The organism is Muricoccus nepalensis (assembly GCF_006438825.1).
GTDB classification, from domain to species: domain Bacteria; phylum Pseudomonadota; class Alphaproteobacteria; order Acetobacterales; family Acetobacteraceae; genus Roseomonas; species Roseomonas nepalensis.
In genome coordinates this window covers 45921-60794 of record NZ_RCZP01000031.1, presented here as the reverse complement: position 1 = coordinate 60794, position 14874 = coordinate 45921, and the positions used below count along the sequence as shown (strand labels likewise).

The following is a 14874-nucleotide window of genomic DNA, read 5'->3' as shown; positions in this document are numbered from 1 at the left end:
AACTCGATCAAGCCGCACAACAAGTTCAAGGCCGAGGCCTACGTGCTGACGAAGGAGGAGGGCGGTCGCCACACGCCGTTCTTCACGAACTACCGCCCGCAGTTCTACTTCCGCACGACCGACGTGACGGGGGTGGTGCAGCTGCCGGAGGGCGTGGAGATGGTGATGCCGGGCGACAACGTGTCGATGTCGGTCGAGCTGATCGCCCCGATCGCCATGGACGAGGGCCTGCGCTTCGCCATCCGCGAGGGCGGCCGCACCGTCGGCGCCGGCGTCGTCGCGAGCATCGAGAAGTAAGATGGCCGCCGACGCCCAGAATATCCGGATCCGTCTCAAGGCGTTCGATCACCGCGTGCTGGATGGCAGCACGCGGGAGATCGTGAACACCGCGAAGCGGACCGGCGCGCGGGTGCGGGGCCCTATCCCGCTCCCCACGCACATCGAGCGGTTCACCGTGAACCGTTCTCCGCACGTCGATAAGAAGTCGCGCGAGCAGTTCGAGATCCGGACTCATCGCCGTCTGCTCGACATCGTCGACCCCACTCCCCAGACCGTGGACGCGCTGATGAAGCTCGACCTCGCCTCGGGCGTGGACGTCGAAATCAAGATCTGAGTCTGAGGGGCGCATACACCATGGCCGCGAAAGATGGCCGCACTGGCCTGATCGCCCGGAAGCTGGGCATGTCCCGGCTTTTCAACGACGACGGCTCCACCGTGCCGGTGACGCTGCTGCACGTGGATGACGTTCGCGTCGTGGCGGTGCGTTCCACCGACAAGGACGGCTACACCGCGGTGCAGCTGGGCGCAGGGCACGCGAAGCCGAAGAACGTCTCCAAGCCCAACCGGGCCCATTTCGCCAAGTCCGGCGTCGAGGCCCCGATGAAGGTGGTCGAGTTCCGCGTGGCCGATGACGCGGTGCTGGAGGCGGGCGCGAAGCTCTCCCCCGCGCACTTCGTGAAGGGCCAGAAGATCGACGTCACCGGCGTGACCAAGGGCAAGGGCTTTTCCGGTGCCATGAAGCGCTGGAACTTCGCCGGCCTCGAGGCCTCGCACGGCGTGTCGATCAGCCACCGCTCGCACGGTTCGACCGGCAACCGCCAGGATCCGGGCAAGGTCTTCAAGAATAAGAAGATGGCTGGCCATCTTGGCGTTGAGCGCGTGACCACCCAGAACCTGGAAGTGGCCGGCGTCGACGTGGAGCGGAACATCCTCTTCATCAAGGGCGCCGTCCCCGGCGCCGCCAACGGCTGGGTCATGGTGCGTGACGCCGTGAAGCGGAAGCGTCACGCCGACGCGCCGTACCCGACGGCCGCGGCCTGAGGATCGAGCGATGCAGATCAAGGTCATCACCCTCGACAACGCCGAGGCCGGCGAGATCGAGCTTCCCGACGAGTTCTTCGGCGCCCAGCCGCGCACCGACATCATGGCGCGCGTCGTCCACTGGCAGCTCGCCAAGCGCCGTGCCGGCACCCACAAGGTGAAGGGCATGGGCGAGGTCTCCGGCACGACGAAGAAGCCCTATCGCCAGAAGGGCACGGGCAACGCCCGTCAGGGTTCGCTCCGCGCGCCGCAGTTCCGCACCGGTGGCGTGGTCCACGGCCCGGTCGTCCGCAGCCACGAGTACAGCCTGCCGAAGAAGGTCCGCCGCCTGGGCCTGATCAGCGCGCTGAGCCAGAAGGCAGCCGAGGGCAAGCTCGTCATCCTCGACGCCGCCGCGCCCGGCGACGCCGCCAAGACCAAGACCCTGGTCGCGCAGCTCAAGGTCCTCGGCTGGACCAGCGCCCTGGTGTTCGACGCCACCCCGGACGAGGGCCTGCTGCGCGCCGCGCGCAACCTGCCGAAGATCCAGGTGATGCCGACGGTCGGCGCCAACGTCTATGACATCCTCCACCACGACGTGCTCGCGGTTACGCGGGCGGGCGTCGAGGCCCTGAAGGAGCGCCTGTCGTGAGCGCACACGCAACCCGCAAGGCGCCGGTAGTGACGCCGGAGCGGATGTACCAGCTGATCGTCGCCCCGGTGATCACCGAGAAGGCGACGGTCCTGAACGAGACGGGTCAGGTCACCTTCAAGGTGACGCTCGACGCCACGAAGCCCGAGATCAAGACCGCTGTGGAGAAGCTCTTCGGCGTCAACGTCACCGCCGTGAACACGGTGGTGGTGAAGGGCAAGTCGAAGCGGTTCCGCGGTCGTCCGGGCCAGCGGTCCGACTGGAAGAAGGCGATCGTCAGCCTGGCCGACGGCCAGAGCATCGATCTGACGACGGGGCTCGCGTAAGCCATGGCGCTCAAGCAATTCAAGCCGGTCACGCCGAGCCTTCGCGGCACGGTGCTGGTCAACAAGTCCGAGCTCTGGAAGGGCAAGCCGGTTAAGGGGCTGACGGAGGGCAAGAGCCACTCCGGCGGCCGCAACAACCACGGCCGCACGACCGTCCGGTTCCGTGGCGGCGGACACAAGCAGTCCTACCGCTACGTCGACTTCAAGCGCCGCACGAAGTTCAACGTGCCCGCGACGGTCGAGCGGCTGGAGTACGACCCCAACCGCACCGCCTGGATCGCGCTCCTCAAGTACGAGGACGGCGAACTCGCCTACATCATCGCGCCGCAGCGCCTGAAGGCGGGCGACCAGGTGATCGCCGGCGACCGCGTGGACATCAAGCCGGGCAACGCGATGCCGCTGGCCTCCATCCCCGTGGGCACCATCGTGCACGCGCTGGAGATGAAGCCCGGCGCCGGCGCGAAGATCGCCCGCTCCGCCGGGACCTACTGCCAGCTGGTTGGCAAGGACGCCGGCTATGCCCAGGTAAAGCTGATGTCGGGCGAGGTGCGGCTGCTCCGCGCCGAGTGCTTGGCAACGATCGGCGCGGTGTCGAACCCGGACAACTCCAACCAGCAGCTCGGCAAGGCCGGGCGTCGCCGCTGGATGGGCTTTCGCCCGCACAACCGCGGCGTCGTCATGAACCCGGTCGACCACCCGCACGGCGGTGGTGAGGGCCGGACCTCGGGCGGCCGCCACCCGGTCACCCCCTGGGGCAAGCCGACGAAGGGTTACAAGACCCGCACCAACAAGCGCACGGATCGTCTCATCGTCCGTCGCCGCACTGCGAAGAAGGGCTGACCGCGATGTCGCGCAGCGTATGGAAGGGGCCGTTCGTCGACGGCTACCTGCTGAACAAGGCGGAGACGGCGCGGAACTCCGGCCGGAACGAGATCATCAAGATCTGGTCCCGCCGCAGCACCATCCTTCCGCAGTTCGTCGGGCTGGTCTTCGGCGTCTACAACGGCAAGAAGTTCATCCCCGTCCAGGTGTCCGAGAACATGGTGGGCCACAAGTTCGGCGAGTTCTCGCCGACGCGCACCTTCACCGGCCACTCGTCGGACAAGAAGGCGAAGCGGGGCTGAGATGAGCAAGCCGAAGCACGAGCGCAGCCTCGCCGACACCGAGGCCCAGGCGGTGACGCGGAACATCCGCGTCTCCCCGCGCAAGCTGAACCTCGCGGCCGGCCTCATCCGCGGCCGCCGCGCCCAGGATGCCGTCGCCACGCTGACCTTCAGCAAGCGCCGCATATCAGACACGGTGAAGAAGACGCTCGAGAGCGCCATCGCGAACGCCGAGAACAACCACAGCCTCGACGTCGACAAGCTGGTGGTGGCTCGGGTCGAGGTGGGCCGTTCGATCGTCATGAAGCGCTTCCAGGCGCGCGGCCGCGGCAAGGCCGCCCGTGTCGAGAAGTGGTTCAGCCACCTGAAGATCGTCGTCGCCGAGCAGCAGCCGGTGCCGGTGGCCGAGGAGGCCGCGTAACATGGGTCACAAAGTTAATCCGATCGGGCTCCGGCTCGGCATCAACCGCACCTGGGACAGCCGCTGGTACGCCGGCGACGCCGACTACGCCGGCCTGCTCCACGACGACCTGAAGCTGCGTCGCACGCTGCGCGACCGCCTCAAGGGCGCGGGCGTGGCCAAGGTCGTGATCGAGCGCCCGGCGAAGAAGCCCCGCGTGACGATCCACGCCGCCCGCCCGGGCGTCGTGATCGGCAAGAAGGGCGCCGACATCGAGCAGCTTCGCAAGGACTTGGCGAAGATGGCCGGGGCCGAGGTGTCGCTGAACATCGTCGAGATCCGCAAGCCGGAGCTGGACGCCACCCTGGTGGCCGAGAGCATCGCACAGCAGCTCGAGCGTCGCGTCGCCTTCCGCCGCGCCATGAAGCGCGCCGTGCAGTCCGCCATGCGCCTCGGCGCCGGCGGGATTCGCATCAACTGCGGCGGCCGGCTGGGCGGCGCGGAGATCGCGCGCATGGAGTGGTACCGCGAGGGCCGCGTGCCCCTGCACACGCTCCGCGCCGACATCGACTTCGGGGTCGCGACCGCGAAGACCACCTATGGCACCTGCGGCGTCAAGGTCTGGATCTTCAAGGGCGAGGTTCTCGGCCACGACCCGATGGCCCAGGACAAGCGCGCCGCCGAGCAGGCGCCGCAGCGCTGAGCGACGGACTGAGGAACACGTAACATGTTGTCGCCGAAGCGCACGACGTACCGAAAGGCCCACAAGGGCCGCATCAAGGGCAACGCCAAGGGCGGGTTCACGCTCTCCTTCGGCGGCTACGGCCTGAAGGCGCTGGAGCCGGAGCGGGTGACCGCCCGGCAGATCGAGGCGGCCCGCCGCGCGATCACCCGTGCCATGAAGCGCCAGGGGCGCGTGTGGATCCGGATTTTCCCGGATGTGCCCGTCTCCTCCAAGCCGGCCGAGGTCCGCATGGGCTCGGGCAAGGGCGCGCCCGAGTTCTGGGTGGTCCGGATCAAGCCGGGCCGCATCATGTTCGAGATCGACGGTGTCAACCAGGAGGTCGCGCGCGAGGCGCTCGCCCTTGGCGCGGCGAAGCTGCCGATCAAGACGAAGGTCGTGGCCCGTCTGGGCGCGGCGGAGGCCTGATCGATGACCAAGATCTCCGATGTCCGCGCGAAGACCGCGGATGAGCTGAAGACCATGCTGCTCGACCTCCGGAAGGAGCAGTTCAACCTGCGCTTCCAGCGGGCGACGGGCCAGTTGGAGGCTGTTGGGCGAATCCGGGCCGTGCGCCGGGACATCGCCCGTGTTAAGACCGTGCTGGGCCAGCAGGCCCGCACTTCCCAGAAGCCCTGAGAGGAGACCGCGGCACATGCCGAAGCGCGTCCTCACCGGGCGGGTCACGAGCGACAAGCAGGACAAGACCGTGACGGTCTTGGTCGAGCGTCGCGTGATGCACCCGCTCTACAAGAAGTTCATCCGGCGTTCCAAGAAGTACGCCGCGCATGACGACACCAACCTGTGCCGCGAGGGCGACACGGTCTCCATCGAGGAGTGCCGTCCGATCTCCAAGCGCAAGTCTTGGCTGGTGATCGAGCGCAACGGCGAGGCCGTGGCGCGCCCGGCCGCCTACGAGCCACTCGATGACATCGAAATCGGCGAGCAGGTGTCGGCATGATCCAGGTCGAATCCAACCTCGACGTCGCCGACAACTCCGGCGCGCGCAAGGTGCAGTGCATCAAGGTGCTCGGCGGGTCCAAGCGCAAGACGGCCTCGGTCGGCGACATCATCGTCGTCTCGATCAAGGACGCCATCCCCCGCGCCAAGGTGAAGAAGGGTGAGGTCCACCGGGCCGTGATCGTCCGGACCGCCTATCCCGTGCGCCGCGTGGACGGCACCGCCATCCGCTTCGACAACAACGCGGCCGTTCTGATCAACAAGCAGAACGAACCGATCGGGACCCGCATCTTCGGCCCGGTCGTGCGCGAGCTGCGGGCCCGGAAGTACATGAAGATCATCTCCCTGGCTCCGGAGGTGCTGTGATGGCGGCGAAGATCCGCAAGGGCGATCGCGTCCAGGTCCTGACCGGCAAGGACAAGGGCAAGCGCGGCGAGGTGCTGTCCGTCCTGCCCGAGGCGAACCGCGCCGTCGTGCAGGGCGTGAATATGGTCAAGCGCCACACCAAGCCGCAGGGCATGAACCAGCCCGGCGGCATCCAGGAGAAGGAGGCGTCCATCGACCTCTCCAACCTGGCGCTGATCGACCCGAAGAGCGACAAGCCGACCCGCGTGGGCTTCCGCGTGGACGGTGACAAGAAGGTCCGGGTGGCGAAGGCCTCCGGCGAGGTGATCGCATGAGCGACACGCAGGAGACGCAGGAGAAGGTTCGCGGCGAGAACATCGCCGCCGAGCAGCCCCGCCTGCAGCAGGAATACTTCGCCTCGATCCGCCAGGCGCTGATCGAGGAGTTCGGCTACAAGAACCAGATGGAGGTTCCGAAGCTGGAGAAGATCGTCATCAACATGGGCGTCGGCGAGGCTGCCGGCGACCAGAAGAAGCTTGACGCCGCCGTCGCCGAGCTGACGGTCATCGCCGGCCAGAAGCCGGTCAAGACGAAGGCCAAGAAGGCGATCGCGGGCTTCAAGATCCGCGAGGGCCAGGCGATTGGCACGAAGGTGACGCTGCGGCGCGCCCGGATGTACGAGTTCCTGGACCGCCTCGTCACCATCGCGCTGCCGCGCGTCCGCGACTTCCGCGGCATTTCGGGCAAGGGCTTCGACGGCCGTGGCAACTACGCCATGGGCCTGAAGGAGCAGATCATCTTCCCCGAGATCGCCTACGACAAGGTCGAGGCCGTCCGCGGCATGGACATCGTCTTCGTCACCACGGCGAAGACGGACAAGGAAGCGAAGGCCCTGCTCAAGGGCTTCCGGCTTCCCTTCGTCAACTGATCTTGGAAAACCGCCGGGCTGGCGCACTTCGCAAGGCCCGGACAGGTTCCGGAGGATACTGATCGAATGGCAAAGACTTCGTCAGTCGAGAAGAACAACATGCGTAAGCGCCTCTCTAAGGCGCATGCGGGCAAGCGGGCCGCCCTGAAGAAGGTGGTGATGGACCGCGAGCTGCCGGTCGAGGATCGCTTCGAGGCGACCCTCAAGCTGGCGCAGCTTCCGCGCAACGGGGCTAAGGTCCGCGTTCGCCTGCGCTGCGCGCTCACCGGTCGTCCGCGCGGCAACTACCGCAAGTTCCAGCTCAGCCGGAACATGCTGCGGGAGCTCGCGTCCAGCGGTCAAATTCCCGGCCTCACCAAGGCCTCGTGGTAAGGGAGGAAGGCACAAATGCAGCTTTCCGATCCGCTGGGTGACATGCTCACCCGCATTCGCAACGGCCTGCGCGCGCGCCAGTCGCGCGTCGTCTCGCCGGCCTCCCGCCTGCGCTCGGACGTCCTCGACGTCCTCAAGCGCGAGGGCTACATCCGCGGCTACCGCGGCGAGGAGCTCCGTCCCGGCATCAAGGTGTTGGACATCGAGCTGAAGTACGCCGAGGGCGAGCCCGCGATCAAGGAGATCACCCGCGTGTCCAAGCCGGGCCGCCGGGTCTACTCCAAGATCAAGGAGCTCCCGAAGGTCTACAACGGCCTTGGCATCTCCATCCTCTCCACGCCCCGCGGCGTGATGAGCGACCTCGAGGCACGCGCCGCCAATGTTGGCGGCGAAGTCCTCTGCCGCGTGTTCTGACGGAGGGCAGGGAACATGTCTCGCGTCGGTAAGTATCCGGTGAAGGTTCCGTCGGGCGTGACCATCACGCTCGAGGACCGCACCATCGTGGCGAAGGGCAAGCTCGGCGAGCTGCGCCTTCCCGTCACGGACAAGGTGGACGTCACCATCGAGAACGGCGAAGTCGCCGTGGCGCCCCGCGGCGACGACCGCGCGGCGCGCACGATGTGGGGCACCACGCGCTCCCTCATCAACAGCATGGTCACGGGCGTCTCGACGGGCTTCACCAAGTCCATGGAGATCACGGGCACCGGCTATCGCGCGGCGGTGCAGGGGAAGGACCTCGTCCTGAACCTCGGCTACAGCCACGAGATCCGCTACACGATCCCCGAGGGCATCAAGATCACGACCGAGCGCCCCACGGCGATCAAGGTCGAGGGGGCAGACAAGCAGCGCGTCGGCCAGGTGGCGGCGGAGATCCGGGCGTACCGCGGTCCCGAGCCCTACAAGGGCAAGGGCATCAAGTACGACAACGAGACGATCCTCCGGAAGGAGGGTAAGAAGAAGTAATGCCGAACAAGCTCGCACTGACGCAGCGCCGTCGCTCGCGCACGCGCTACCAGATCAAGCTGAAGGGGGCGGGGCGCGTGCGCCTTTCCGTCCATCGCTCGGGCCGGCACATCTACGCCCAGGTGATCGACGACAAGGCGGGCCGCACGCTCGCCGCGGCGTCGACGCTGGAGAAGCCCATCCGCGAGGGGGGCCGCACCGGGGCCGACCTCGACGCGGCGACGGCCATCGGCAAGCTGGTGGCGGAGCGCGCGCTCGCCGCCGGCGTGACCGAGGTGGTCTTCGACCGCGGTCCCTACATCTATCACGGCCGGGTCAAGGCCCTGGCGGACGGCGCCCGCGAGGGCGGGCTGTCGTTCTGAGGAGCCGATAGAATGGCATACGCACCGCGTTCCAACGCGCCGCGTCCGGGTGGCGAGGGCGGCGACGCCGACCGCCGCCGAGGCCGTGGCCGCCGCGACGACAACCGCGACAACCGTGGCGGCGATCGCGAGAACGACGAGTTCAAGGACAAGCTCGTCACCATCAACCGCGTCGCCAAGGTGGTGAAGGGCGGCCGTCGCTTCTCCTTCGCCGCCCTGGTCGTGGTCGGTGACGAGAAGGGCCGGGTGGGCTGGGGCGCCGGCAAGGCGCGCGAGGTGCCCGAGGCGATCCGCAAGGCGACGGAGCGGGCCAAGCGCGGCCTCATCCGCGTGCCGATGCGCGAGGGCCGCACCCTGCACCACGACATCATCGGCGAGTTCGGCGCGGGCCGCGTGATCCTGCGCGCGGCCCCGGCCGGCACCGGCATCATCGCGGGCGGCCCGATGCGCGCCGTCTTCGAGGTCCTGGGCATGGGCGACGTCGTCGCGAAGTGCACGGGCACCACGAACCCGCACAACATGGTCAAGGCGACCTTCGCCGGCCTGGCGCGCTGCACCTCCCCCCGGGCGGTCGCGGCCCGTCGCGGCAAGAAGGTGGCCGACCTTCTCCCCAACCCGCCCCGTGGCGGCGCCGCGGAGACGACGGCGGAGGCCGGCAATGTCTGACACCAAGGCAACCGTGAAGGTGACCCAGGTCGGGTCGCCGATCGGCCGCAAGCCCGGTCAGCGAGAGACGCTGATTGGCCTCGGCCTGAACAAGATGAACCGGACGCGTGAGCTCGAGGACACCCCCGCCGTGCGCGGGATGATCCGCAAGGTCGCGCATCTGATCAAGGTGGGCTGAGCCATGAAGCTCCCATTGAAGCTCAACGAGCTGCGCGACAACGAGGGCGCCCGCCCGAAGTTCAAGCGCATCGGTCGCGGCATCGGCTCCGGCAAGGGCAAGACGAGCGGCCGCGGCGTCAAGGGCCAGAAGGCCCGCACGGGCGTCTCGCTGAACGGGTTCGAGGGTGGTCAGCTCCCGCTGTACCGCCGCCTGCCCAAGCGCGGCTTCCACAACCTGTTCCGGGTCGAGTACGCGGTCATCAACGTCGGTTCGATCGAGAAGGCGCTGGAGTCCGGCGTCCTTCCGGCCGGCGAGACGGTGGACGAGACGGCGCTGGTCAAGGCCGGGCTCGTTCGCCTCGGCAAGAAGGCCGGCGTGCGCCTGCTGGCCAAGGGCAGCATCACGCGCCCCGTGACCGTCTCGGTGGCCGGGGCCTCGGCGGCGGCGATCGCCGCGGTGCAGGCCGCCGGCGGCAGCGTGACGGTTCGCGAGGCGGCGGCGGCCGAGGAAACCCCCGCGGCTTGATCGCGGTGGGTAGCGGCCGCTACCTGATCTATTGGACCTTTCTGCGGCGCCGCGGGTAAAATCCCCCGGCGCCGCAGTCGTGAGAGAGGGCATTCCCATGGCGTCCGCCGCCGAGCAGCTCGCGGCCAATCTCAACCTCGGCGTGCTCTCGCGAGCGACCGAGCTGAAGAGCAGGCTCTGGTTCACCCTGGGGGCCCTGCTGGTCTACCGCCTCGGCACCTACATCCCGGTGCCGGGCGTGGACGCGGCCGTCATGGCCGAGATCCTGTCGCAGCACGGCGGCGGCATCCTCGGCATGTTCGACATGTTCACGGGCGGCGCGCTCGGCCGGATGACGGTCTTTGCGCTCAACATCATGCCCTACATCTCCGCCTCGATCATCGTACAGCTCATGTCCGCGGCGATCCCCTCCTGGGAGGCCCTCAAGAAGGAGGGCGAGTCTGGGCGGAAGAAGCTCAACCAGTACACCCGCTACCTGACTGTGCTCATCGCCTTCTTCCAGGCCTACGGGCTGGCCATCGGGCTCGAGGGCATGCGCGGGAACTTCGGGGCGGCGGTGCTCGACCCCGGCCTCTTCTTCCGCGTCTCCTGCATCACGACCCTCGTCGGCGGGACGATGTTCCTCATGTGGCTGGGCGAGCAGATCACGGCGCGGGGCGTCGGCAACGGCATCTCGCTGATCATCTTCGCGGGCATCGTGGCCAACCTGCCGCACGCGCTGGTCTCCACGCTGGAACTCGGCCGCACCGGCGCGCTGAGCCCCTTCTTCATCATCTTCTTCCTGCTGATGGCCCTGGCCGTGATCGCCTTCGTGGTTTTCATGGAGCGCGCGCAGCGGAAGATCCCCGTGCAGTACCCGAAGCGCCAGGTCGGCAACCGCATGTTCGGCGGCGATTCGACGCACCTGCCGCTGAAGCTGAACACCGCCGGCGTGATCCCGCCGATCTTCGCCTCCTCCCTCCTGCTGCTGCCGGCGACCTTCTCGGGCTTCGCGGCCACGCAGGGCGAGGACACCTGGATCACCCGCATGGCGGCGCTGCTCGCGCACGGTCAGCCGCTCTACATGGGGCTCTACGTCGCCCTGATCATCTTCTTCGCCTTCTTCTACACGGCGGTGGTCTTCAACCCGCAGGAGACGGCGGACAACCTGAAGAAGTACGGCGGCTTCGTCCCCGGCATCCGCCCGGGCGCGGCGACGGCCGAGTACTTCGACCGCGTGCTGAGCCGCCTGACCCTGGTCGGCGCCATCTACCTCTGCATCGTCTGCCTCATCCCCGAATTCCTCATCAGCCAGTACGGCGTCCCCTTCTACTTCGGCGGCACCAGCCTGCTGATCATCGTCTCCGTCACGATGGACACGGTGGCCCAGGTGCAGTCCCATCTCTTCGCGCATCAGTACGAGGGGCTGATTCGCAAGTCCCGCGTCGGTGGGCGCGGCGGCCCTGCCCCTGTCACCCCCCGTGGAGGAAGCGCCCGGCGATGAACCTGATACTTCTTGGCCCGCCGGGAGCGGGGAAGGGGACCCAGGCCAAGACCCTCCAGGACCGGCACGGCATCGCCCAGATCTCGACGGGCGACATGCTGCGGGCGGAGGTGAAGTCCGGCTCGGCCATCGGCAGCGAGGCCCGCGCCATCATGGAGCGCGGCGACCTCGTGCCGGACGCGATCATCACGGCGATGCTGGCGCTGCGGGTCCAGAAGCCCGACTGCGCGAGCGGCTTCATCCTCGACGGCTTCCCGCGCACGGTCCCCCAGGCCGAGGCGCTGGACGTCATGCTGGCGGAGATGGGCCTCGCCCTGAACCACGTGATCGAGCTGAAGGTCGACGACGCGGCGCTGGTGGACCGCATCGCGGGGCGCTTCACCTGCGCCTCTTGCGGCACCGGCTACCACGATCGCTTCAAGCCGACGCAGAAGGAGGGCGCCTGCGACGTCTGCGGCAGCCACGAGTTCATCCGCCGCGCGGACGACAAGGCCGAGACGGTGGCCGCGCGCCTCGAGGCCTACCACCGCCAGACGGCGCCGCTGCTCCCCTACTACGAGGCCCAGGGCAAGCTCCGCCAGGTCGACGGCATGGCCGACATGGGCACGGTGGCCAGCCAGCTCGAGGCCATCCTCGATGGCCACTGACTCCTGGCTTGACTCGGCGGCGCGGGCCGCCTAAATCGCCCCTCTTCGCGGCGGGCCCCACCTAGCCGCGATCCCGCTTGCACGGACGGTTCCCGTCTTCCACCGATTGGCCCTGCCGCCGCCGCGGCCGGGTCAGGATCACCTCGCCGGGCGGCTTCGCCGACCGGCCCGAACGGAGCGAACGCTCCAGGAGAGCACCGTGGCGCGTATCGCCGGCGTGAACATCCCCGACAACAAGCGCGTGCAGATCTCGCTGCGCTACATCTTCGGCATCGGCCCCAAGAACGCGGCCGACATCTGCGCGAAGCTCGGCATCCCCGAGGAGCGCCGGGTGAACCAGCTCTCCGAGGACGAGCTGCTTCGCCTGCGCGCGACGCTGGACACCGACTACCGCGTCGAGGGCGACCTCCGCCGCGAGGTCGCGATGAACATCAAGCGCCTGATGGACATGGCCTGCTACCGCGGCCTCCGCCATCGCCGCGGCCTGCCGGTGCGCGGCCAGCGCACGCACACGAACGCCCGCACCCGCAAGGGCAAGGCGGTCGCGATCGCCGGCAAGAAGAAGGTGACGAAGTAAGATGGCGCGTCAGCCGAACGCCGGGTCCCGCCCGCGCAAGAAGGAACGGAAGAACATCTCTTCCGGCGTGGCGCACGTCCTCGCTTCCTTCAACAACACGATCGTCACGATCACGGACAGCCAGGGCAACGCGATCGCCTGGTCGTCCTCGGGCTCCCAGGGCTTCAAGGGCAGCCGCAAGTCCACGCCCTACGCCGCCCAGGTGGCCGCCGAGGACGCGGGCAAGAAGGCCCGCGAGCACGGCATGGAGACGCTCGAGATCATGGTCTCGGGCCCCGGTTCGGGCCGTGAGAGCGCGCTGCGCGCCCTCCAGGCCGTCGGCTTCTACGTGACGGCCATCAAGGACGTGACGCCCATCCCGCACAACGGCTGCCGCCCCCGCAAGCGCCGTCGGGTCTGAGAGGGGAACCACCACCATGAGTGGCGCGATGGATCGCAACTGGCGTTCCCTGATCAAGCCCGAGCGTCTCGACGTGGAAGGGGGCAACGACCCCTCCCGCACGGCCACCATCGTGGCGGAGCCGCTGGAGCGCGGCTTCGGCATGACGCTCGGCAACGCGCTGCGCCGCATCCTGCTGTCCTCCCTCCAGGGGGCGGCGGTGACGGCCGTGCAGATCGAGGGCGCGCTGCACGAGTTCAGCAGCCTTCCCGGCGTCCGCGAGGACGTCACCGACATCGTCCTGAACATCAAGCGCCTAGCCATCCGCATGCAGGGCGAGGGCTCCAAGCGCCTCTCCCTCACCGCGACCGGCCCGGGCGAGGTGACGGCCGGGCAGATCCAGGTGACCGGCGACATCGAGATCGCCAACCCGGATCTGGTCATCTGCACGCTCGACGACGGCGCGAAGCTCAACGCCGAGCTGACCGTCGCGACCGGCAAGGGCTATGTCCCGGCGTCCGAGAACCGTCCCGAGGACGCGCCGATCGGCCTCATCCCGGTGGACGCGATCTACTCCCCGGTGCGCCGCGTGGCCTACCGCGTGGAGCCGACCCGCGTCGGCCAGCGCACAGACTACGACAAGCTCGTCCTGACGGTCGAGACGGACGGCACCGTGGCGCCGGATGACGCCGTGGCGCTCGCCGCGCGCATCCTGCAGGACCAGCTGCAGCTCTTCATCAACTTCGACGAGCCGCGCGAGGCGCGGGCCGCCGAGGTCGAGGACGACCTGCCGTTCAACCGCAACCTGCTCCGCAAGGTCGACGAGCTGGAGCTCTCCGTCCGCTCGGCGAACTGCCTGAAGAACGACAACATCGTCTACATCGGCGATCTCGTTCAGAAGTCCGAGCAGGAGATGCTGCGCACGCCGAACTTCGGCCGCAAGTCGCTGAACGAGATCAAGGAGGTGCTCACCTCCATGGGTCTCGGCCTCGGCATGAACGTCCCCGGCTGGCCGCCGGAAAACATCGAAGATCTGGCGCGGAAGGTGGACGAGCCGTTCTGACGGCCGTCCGGGAAGGGTAGAGACAATGCGTCACGGAATGGCCGGGCGGAAGCTCAACGTCACATCCAGCCACCGGATCTCCATGTTCCGGAACATGGCGACCAGCCTGCTCAAGCACGAGCAGATCACCACCACGCTGCCGAAGGCGAAGGAGCTGCGTCCCTATGTCGAGCGCATCATCACGCTCGGCAAGCGCGGCGACCTGAACGCCCGCCGCCAGGCGGCCGCGCAGATCCGCGACCCGCTGGTGGTCCGCAAGCTGTTCGACACGCTGGCCCCGCGCTACGCGGCCCGCACGGGCGGCTACACCCGTGTGCTGCGCGCCGGCATCCGCTACGGCGACGCCGCGCAGATGGCCGTGATCGAGCTCATCGAGCGCGACGTGGCCGCCAAGGGCCTCGACAGCGGCCCGCGGCCCGAGGTGGCCGAGGAGGAGACCGCGGAGGCGTGAAGACGCTTCGGCGATGGCTTGGACGAAGGGCGGGTGGGCAACCACTCGCCCTTCTTCTTTTCGTGCTGCTGGCGGGCTCGGCCGCGGCGCAGGTGGACCGCGCGCCCTCTCCCCTGGGCTTGGCCGGGCAGCCGGTCCCGGCGCTGGCCGCGCACCCCGATGTCGTCGTGATCCTCCGCTCGGTGACGCGGGGCCGGCAGACCTACGTTCTACGGCACCTCCGCGCCGCCGCGCCGGCCGCCCTCCAGACCGCGGAGGAGCGCTACGTCTTCGGCTGGACCTGCGACGGCGGGGACTGCGCAACGGCCGGGCTTTTCCTTGGATACGACACTCAGACGGAGCGGCTCTACCTCCTGCTCCTCGACGAGGGCGAGGCCAGCCTGACGGTGCCGGTTCGGCGCGCGCCCTGGCCCGCGCCGCTCGCGGAGGCGGTGCTGGCGGTCGCGCCCGATCTTCGTCACTTCCGGGCGGAGTAGCCCGCGCCAGCGGGGC

General features: G+C 68.5%; 29 protein-coding genes. All 29 read left to right on the top strand.

The window, feature by feature from the left end:
* Window positions 1–297 (top strand): EF-Tu C-terminal domain-related protein (locus tag EAH89_RS22695; protein WP_456306523.1); only part of this gene is annotated, 297 nt, incomplete at its 5' end.
* A gap of 1 nt (window position 298) precedes the next feature.
* Window positions 299–613 carry a 30S ribosomal protein S10 gene (gene rpsJ, locus EAH89_RS22690; protein WP_043835383.1) on the top strand — a complete coding sequence of 105 codons (315 nt, stop codon included), beginning with the start codon at window positions 299–301 and terminating at the stop codon, window positions 611–613.
* 20 nt (window positions 614–633) lie between these two features.
* Window positions 634–1320 (top strand): 50S ribosomal protein L3, encoded by a 687-nt coding sequence (gene rplC, locus EAH89_RS22685; RefSeq protein WP_140885981.1) that lies wholly within the window; start codon window positions 634–636, stop codon window positions 1318–1320.
* A 10-nt stretch (window positions 1321–1330) separates the two neighbouring features.
* Window positions 1331–1951 (top strand): 50S ribosomal protein L4, encoded by a 621-nt coding sequence (gene rplD / locus EAH89_RS22680; protein WP_140885980.1) that lies wholly within the window; start codon window positions 1331–1333, stop codon window positions 1949–1951.
* Window positions 1952–1980: 29 nt separating this feature from the next.
* The gene (locus EAH89_RS22675) at window positions 1981–2277 is read left to right on the top strand and encodes a 50S ribosomal protein L23 (RefSeq protein ID WP_456306524.1); all 297 of its coding nucleotides are present in this window, start codon (window positions 1981–1983) and stop codon (window positions 2275–2277) included.
* Window positions 2278–2280: 3 nt separating this feature from the next.
* The gene (gene rplB, locus EAH89_RS22670) at window positions 2281–3117 is read left to right on the top strand and encodes a 50S ribosomal protein L2 (protein ID WP_140885979.1); all 837 of its coding nucleotides are present in this window, start codon (window positions 2281–2283) and stop codon (window positions 3115–3117) included.
* 5 nt (window positions 3118–3122) lie between these two features.
* Window positions 3123–3401 (top strand): 30S ribosomal protein S19, encoded by a 279-nt coding sequence (gene rpsS / locus EAH89_RS22665; RefSeq protein ID WP_043835390.1) that lies wholly within the window; start codon window positions 3123–3125, stop codon window positions 3399–3401.
* Between the two features lies 1 nt (window position 3402).
* On the top strand, window positions 3403–3801 hold the full coding sequence (rplV, locus tag EAH89_RS22660) for a 50S ribosomal protein L22 (RefSeq protein WP_140885978.1): 399 nt from the start codon (window positions 3403–3405) through the stop codon (window positions 3799–3801).
* A 1-nt stretch (window position 3802) separates the two neighbouring features.
* Complete coding sequence (gene rpsC, locus EAH89_RS22655) at window positions 3803–4483, top strand: 30S ribosomal protein S3 (RefSeq protein WP_043835393.1); 681 nt, start codon at window positions 3803–3805, stop codon at window positions 4481–4483.
* Between the two features lie 24 nt (window positions 4484–4507).
* Window positions 4508–4930, top strand: a complete 423-nt coding sequence (rplP, locus tag EAH89_RS22650; protein WP_140885977.1) for a 50S ribosomal protein L16 — start codon at window positions 4508–4510, stop codon at window positions 4928–4930.
* Window positions 4931–4933: 3 nt separating this feature from the next.
* Window positions 4934–5140 carry a 50S ribosomal protein L29 gene (gene rpmC / locus EAH89_RS22645; protein WP_140885976.1) on the top strand — a complete coding sequence of 69 codons (207 nt, stop codon included), beginning with the start codon at window positions 4934–4936 and terminating at the stop codon, window positions 5138–5140.
* A 16-nt stretch (window positions 5141–5156) separates the two neighbouring features.
* Window positions 5157–5462 (top strand): 30S ribosomal protein S17, encoded by a 306-nt coding sequence (rpsQ, locus tag EAH89_RS22640; protein ID WP_140885975.1) that lies wholly within the window; start codon window positions 5157–5159, stop codon window positions 5460–5462.
* Window positions 5459–5827, top strand: coding sequence for a 50S ribosomal protein L14 (rplN, locus tag EAH89_RS22635; protein WP_043835401.1), 369 nt, complete (start codon window positions 5459–5461; stop codon window positions 5825–5827). The genes rpsQ and rplN overlap by 4 nt, the downstream gene beginning before the upstream one ends.
* The gene (rplX, locus tag EAH89_RS22630; protein ID WP_140885974.1) at window positions 5827–6141 is read left to right on the top strand and encodes a 50S ribosomal protein L24; all 315 of its coding nucleotides are present in this window, start codon (window positions 5827–5829) and stop codon (window positions 6139–6141) included. The genes rplN and rplX overlap by 1 nt, the downstream gene beginning before the upstream one ends.
* Window positions 6138–6734 (top strand): 50S ribosomal protein L5, encoded by a 597-nt coding sequence (gene rplE / locus EAH89_RS22625; protein ID WP_140885973.1) that lies wholly within the window; start codon window positions 6138–6140, stop codon window positions 6732–6734. Before rplX ends, rplE begins: the two co-directional genes overlap by 4 nt.
* 66 nt (window positions 6735–6800) lie before the next feature.
* Entirely contained in the window at window positions 6801–7106 is a 306-nt protein-coding gene (gene rpsN, locus EAH89_RS22620) for a 30S ribosomal protein S14 (RefSeq protein ID WP_140885972.1), read from the top strand.
* A gap of 15 nt (window positions 7107–7121) precedes the next feature.
* A complete protein-coding gene (gene rpsH, locus EAH89_RS22615; RefSeq protein WP_140885971.1) occupies window positions 7122–7520 on the top strand; it encodes a 30S ribosomal protein S8 in 399 nt (132 codons plus the stop codon).
* Between the two features lie 15 nt (window positions 7521–7535).
* Window positions 7536–8069, top strand: coding sequence for a 50S ribosomal protein L6 (gene rplF, locus EAH89_RS22610; protein ID WP_140885970.1), 534 nt, complete (start codon window positions 7536–7538; stop codon window positions 8067–8069).
* Window positions 8069–8431, top strand: a complete 363-nt coding sequence (gene rplR, locus EAH89_RS22605; protein ID WP_140885969.1) for a 50S ribosomal protein L18 — start codon at window positions 8069–8071, stop codon at window positions 8429–8431. The genes rplF and rplR overlap by 1 nt, the downstream gene beginning before the upstream one ends.
* Window positions 8432–8443: 12 nt before the next feature.
* On the top strand, window positions 8444–9097 hold the full coding sequence (gene rpsE, locus EAH89_RS22600) for a 30S ribosomal protein S5 (RefSeq protein ID WP_140885968.1): 654 nt from the start codon (window positions 8444–8446) through the stop codon (window positions 9095–9097).
* Entirely contained in the window at window positions 9090–9275 is a 186-nt protein-coding gene (gene rpmD / locus EAH89_RS22595; RefSeq protein ID WP_140885967.1) for a 50S ribosomal protein L30, read from the top strand. Before rpsE ends, rpmD begins: the two co-directional genes overlap by 8 nt.
* 15 nt (window positions 9276–9290) lie before the next feature.
* Window positions 9291–9782 (top strand): 50S ribosomal protein L15, encoded by a 492-nt coding sequence (gene rplO / locus EAH89_RS22590; protein WP_140885986.1) that lies wholly within the window; start codon window positions 9291–9293, stop codon window positions 9780–9782.
* A 97-nt stretch (window positions 9783–9879) separates the two neighbouring features.
* Window positions 9880–11265, top strand: coding sequence for a preprotein translocase subunit SecY (gene secY, locus EAH89_RS22585; protein WP_140885966.1), 1386 nt, complete (start codon window positions 9880–9882; stop codon window positions 11263–11265).
* The gene (locus tag EAH89_RS22580; RefSeq protein ID WP_140885965.1) at window positions 11262–11912 is read left to right on the top strand and encodes an adenylate kinase; all 651 of its coding nucleotides are present in this window, start codon (window positions 11262–11264) and stop codon (window positions 11910–11912) included. Before secY ends, EAH89_RS22580 begins: the two co-directional genes overlap by 4 nt.
* 199 nt (window positions 11913–12111) lie before the next feature.
* Window positions 12112–12489, top strand: coding sequence for a 30S ribosomal protein S13 (gene rpsM / locus EAH89_RS22575; RefSeq protein ID WP_140885964.1), 378 nt, complete (start codon window positions 12112–12114; stop codon window positions 12487–12489).
* Window position 12490: 1 nt separating this feature from the next.
* Entirely contained in the window at window positions 12491–12889 is a 399-nt protein-coding gene (rpsK, locus tag EAH89_RS22570) for a 30S ribosomal protein S11 (RefSeq protein ID WP_043835425.1), read from the top strand.
* A 16-nt stretch (window positions 12890–12905) separates the two neighbouring features.
* Window positions 12906–13931 (top strand): DNA-directed RNA polymerase subunit alpha, encoded by a 1026-nt coding sequence (locus EAH89_RS22565; RefSeq protein WP_194152359.1) that lies wholly within the window; start codon window positions 12906–12908, stop codon window positions 13929–13931.
* Between the two features lie 25 nt (window positions 13932–13956).
* Window positions 13957–14382, top strand: a complete 426-nt coding sequence (gene rplQ / locus EAH89_RS22560) for a 50S ribosomal protein L17 (protein ID WP_140885963.1) — start codon at window positions 13957–13959, stop codon at window positions 14380–14382.
* On the top strand, window positions 14379–14858 hold the full coding sequence (locus EAH89_RS22555) for a hypothetical protein (RefSeq protein ID WP_140885962.1): 480 nt from the start codon (window positions 14379–14381) through the stop codon (window positions 14856–14858). The genes rplQ and EAH89_RS22555 overlap by 4 nt, the downstream gene beginning before the upstream one ends.
* Window positions 14859–14874: the final 16 nt, after the last annotated feature.

Bases quoted from the DNA above. Each gene is read 5' to 3' on its own strand.
- rpsJ (WP_043835383.1), top strand. From the start codon at position 299: ATGGCCGCCGACGCCCAGAATATCCGGATCCGTCTCAAGGCGTTCGAT.
- rplC (WP_140885981.1), top strand. From the start codon at position 634: ATGGCCGCGAAAGATGGCCGCACTGGCCTGATCGCCCGGAAGCTGGGC.
- rplD (WP_140885980.1), top strand. From the start codon at position 1,331: ATGCAGATCAAGGTCATCACCCTCGACAACGCCGAGGCCGGCGAGATC.
- rplB (WP_140885979.1), top strand. From the start codon at position 2,281: ATGGCGCTCAAGCAATTCAAGCCGGTCACGCCGAGCCTTCGCGGCACG.
- rpsS (WP_043835390.1), top strand. From the start codon at position 3,123: ATGTCGCGCAGCGTATGGAAGGGGCCGTTCGTCGACGGCTACCTGCTG.
- rplV (WP_140885978.1), top strand. From the start codon at position 3,403: ATGAGCAAGCCGAAGCACGAGCGCAGCCTCGCCGACACCGAGGCCCAG.
- rpsC (WP_043835393.1), top strand. From the start codon at position 3,803: ATGGGTCACAAAGTTAATCCGATCGGGCTCCGGCTCGGCATCAACCGC.
- rplP (WP_140885977.1), top strand. From the start codon at position 4,508: ATGTTGTCGCCGAAGCGCACGACGTACCGAAAGGCCCACAAGGGCCGC.
- rpmC (WP_140885976.1), top strand. From the start codon at position 4,934: ATGACCAAGATCTCCGATGTCCGCGCGAAGACCGCGGATGAGCTGAAG.
- rpsQ (WP_140885975.1), top strand. From the start codon at position 5,157: ATGCCGAAGCGCGTCCTCACCGGGCGGGTCACGAGCGACAAGCAGGAC.
- rplN (WP_043835401.1), top strand. From the start codon at position 5,459: ATGATCCAGGTCGAATCCAACCTCGACGTCGCCGACAACTCCGGCGCG.
- rplX (WP_140885974.1), top strand. From the start codon at position 5,827: ATGGCGGCGAAGATCCGCAAGGGCGATCGCGTCCAGGTCCTGACCGGC.
- rplE (WP_140885973.1), top strand. From the start codon at position 6,138: ATGAGCGACACGCAGGAGACGCAGGAGAAGGTTCGCGGCGAGAACATC.
- rpsN (WP_140885972.1), top strand. From the start codon at position 6,801: ATGGCAAAGACTTCGTCAGTCGAGAAGAACAACATGCGTAAGCGCCTC.
- rpsH (WP_140885971.1), top strand. From the start codon at position 7,122: ATGCAGCTTTCCGATCCGCTGGGTGACATGCTCACCCGCATTCGCAAC.
- rplF (WP_140885970.1), top strand. From the start codon at position 7,536: ATGTCTCGCGTCGGTAAGTATCCGGTGAAGGTTCCGTCGGGCGTGACC.
- rplR (WP_140885969.1), top strand. From the start codon at position 8,069: ATGCCGAACAAGCTCGCACTGACGCAGCGCCGTCGCTCGCGCACGCGC.
- rpsE (WP_140885968.1), top strand. From the start codon at position 8,444: ATGGCATACGCACCGCGTTCCAACGCGCCGCGTCCGGGTGGCGAGGGC.
- rpmD (WP_140885967.1), top strand. From the start codon at position 9,090: ATGTCTGACACCAAGGCAACCGTGAAGGTGACCCAGGTCGGGTCGCCG.
- secY (WP_140885966.1), top strand. From the start codon at position 9,880: ATGGCGTCCGCCGCCGAGCAGCTCGCGGCCAATCTCAACCTCGGCGTG.
- EAH89_RS22580 (WP_140885965.1), top strand. From the start codon at position 11,262: ATGAACCTGATACTTCTTGGCCCGCCGGGAGCGGGGAAGGGGACCCAG.
- rpsK (WP_043835425.1), top strand. From the start codon at position 12,491: ATGGCGCGTCAGCCGAACGCCGGGTCCCGCCCGCGCAAGAAGGAACGG.
- EAH89_RS22565 (WP_194152359.1), top strand. From the start codon at position 12,906: ATGAGTGGCGCGATGGATCGCAACTGGCGTTCCCTGATCAAGCCCGAG.
- rplQ (WP_140885963.1), top strand. From the start codon at position 13,957: ATGCGTCACGGAATGGCCGGGCGGAAGCTCAACGTCACATCCAGCCAC.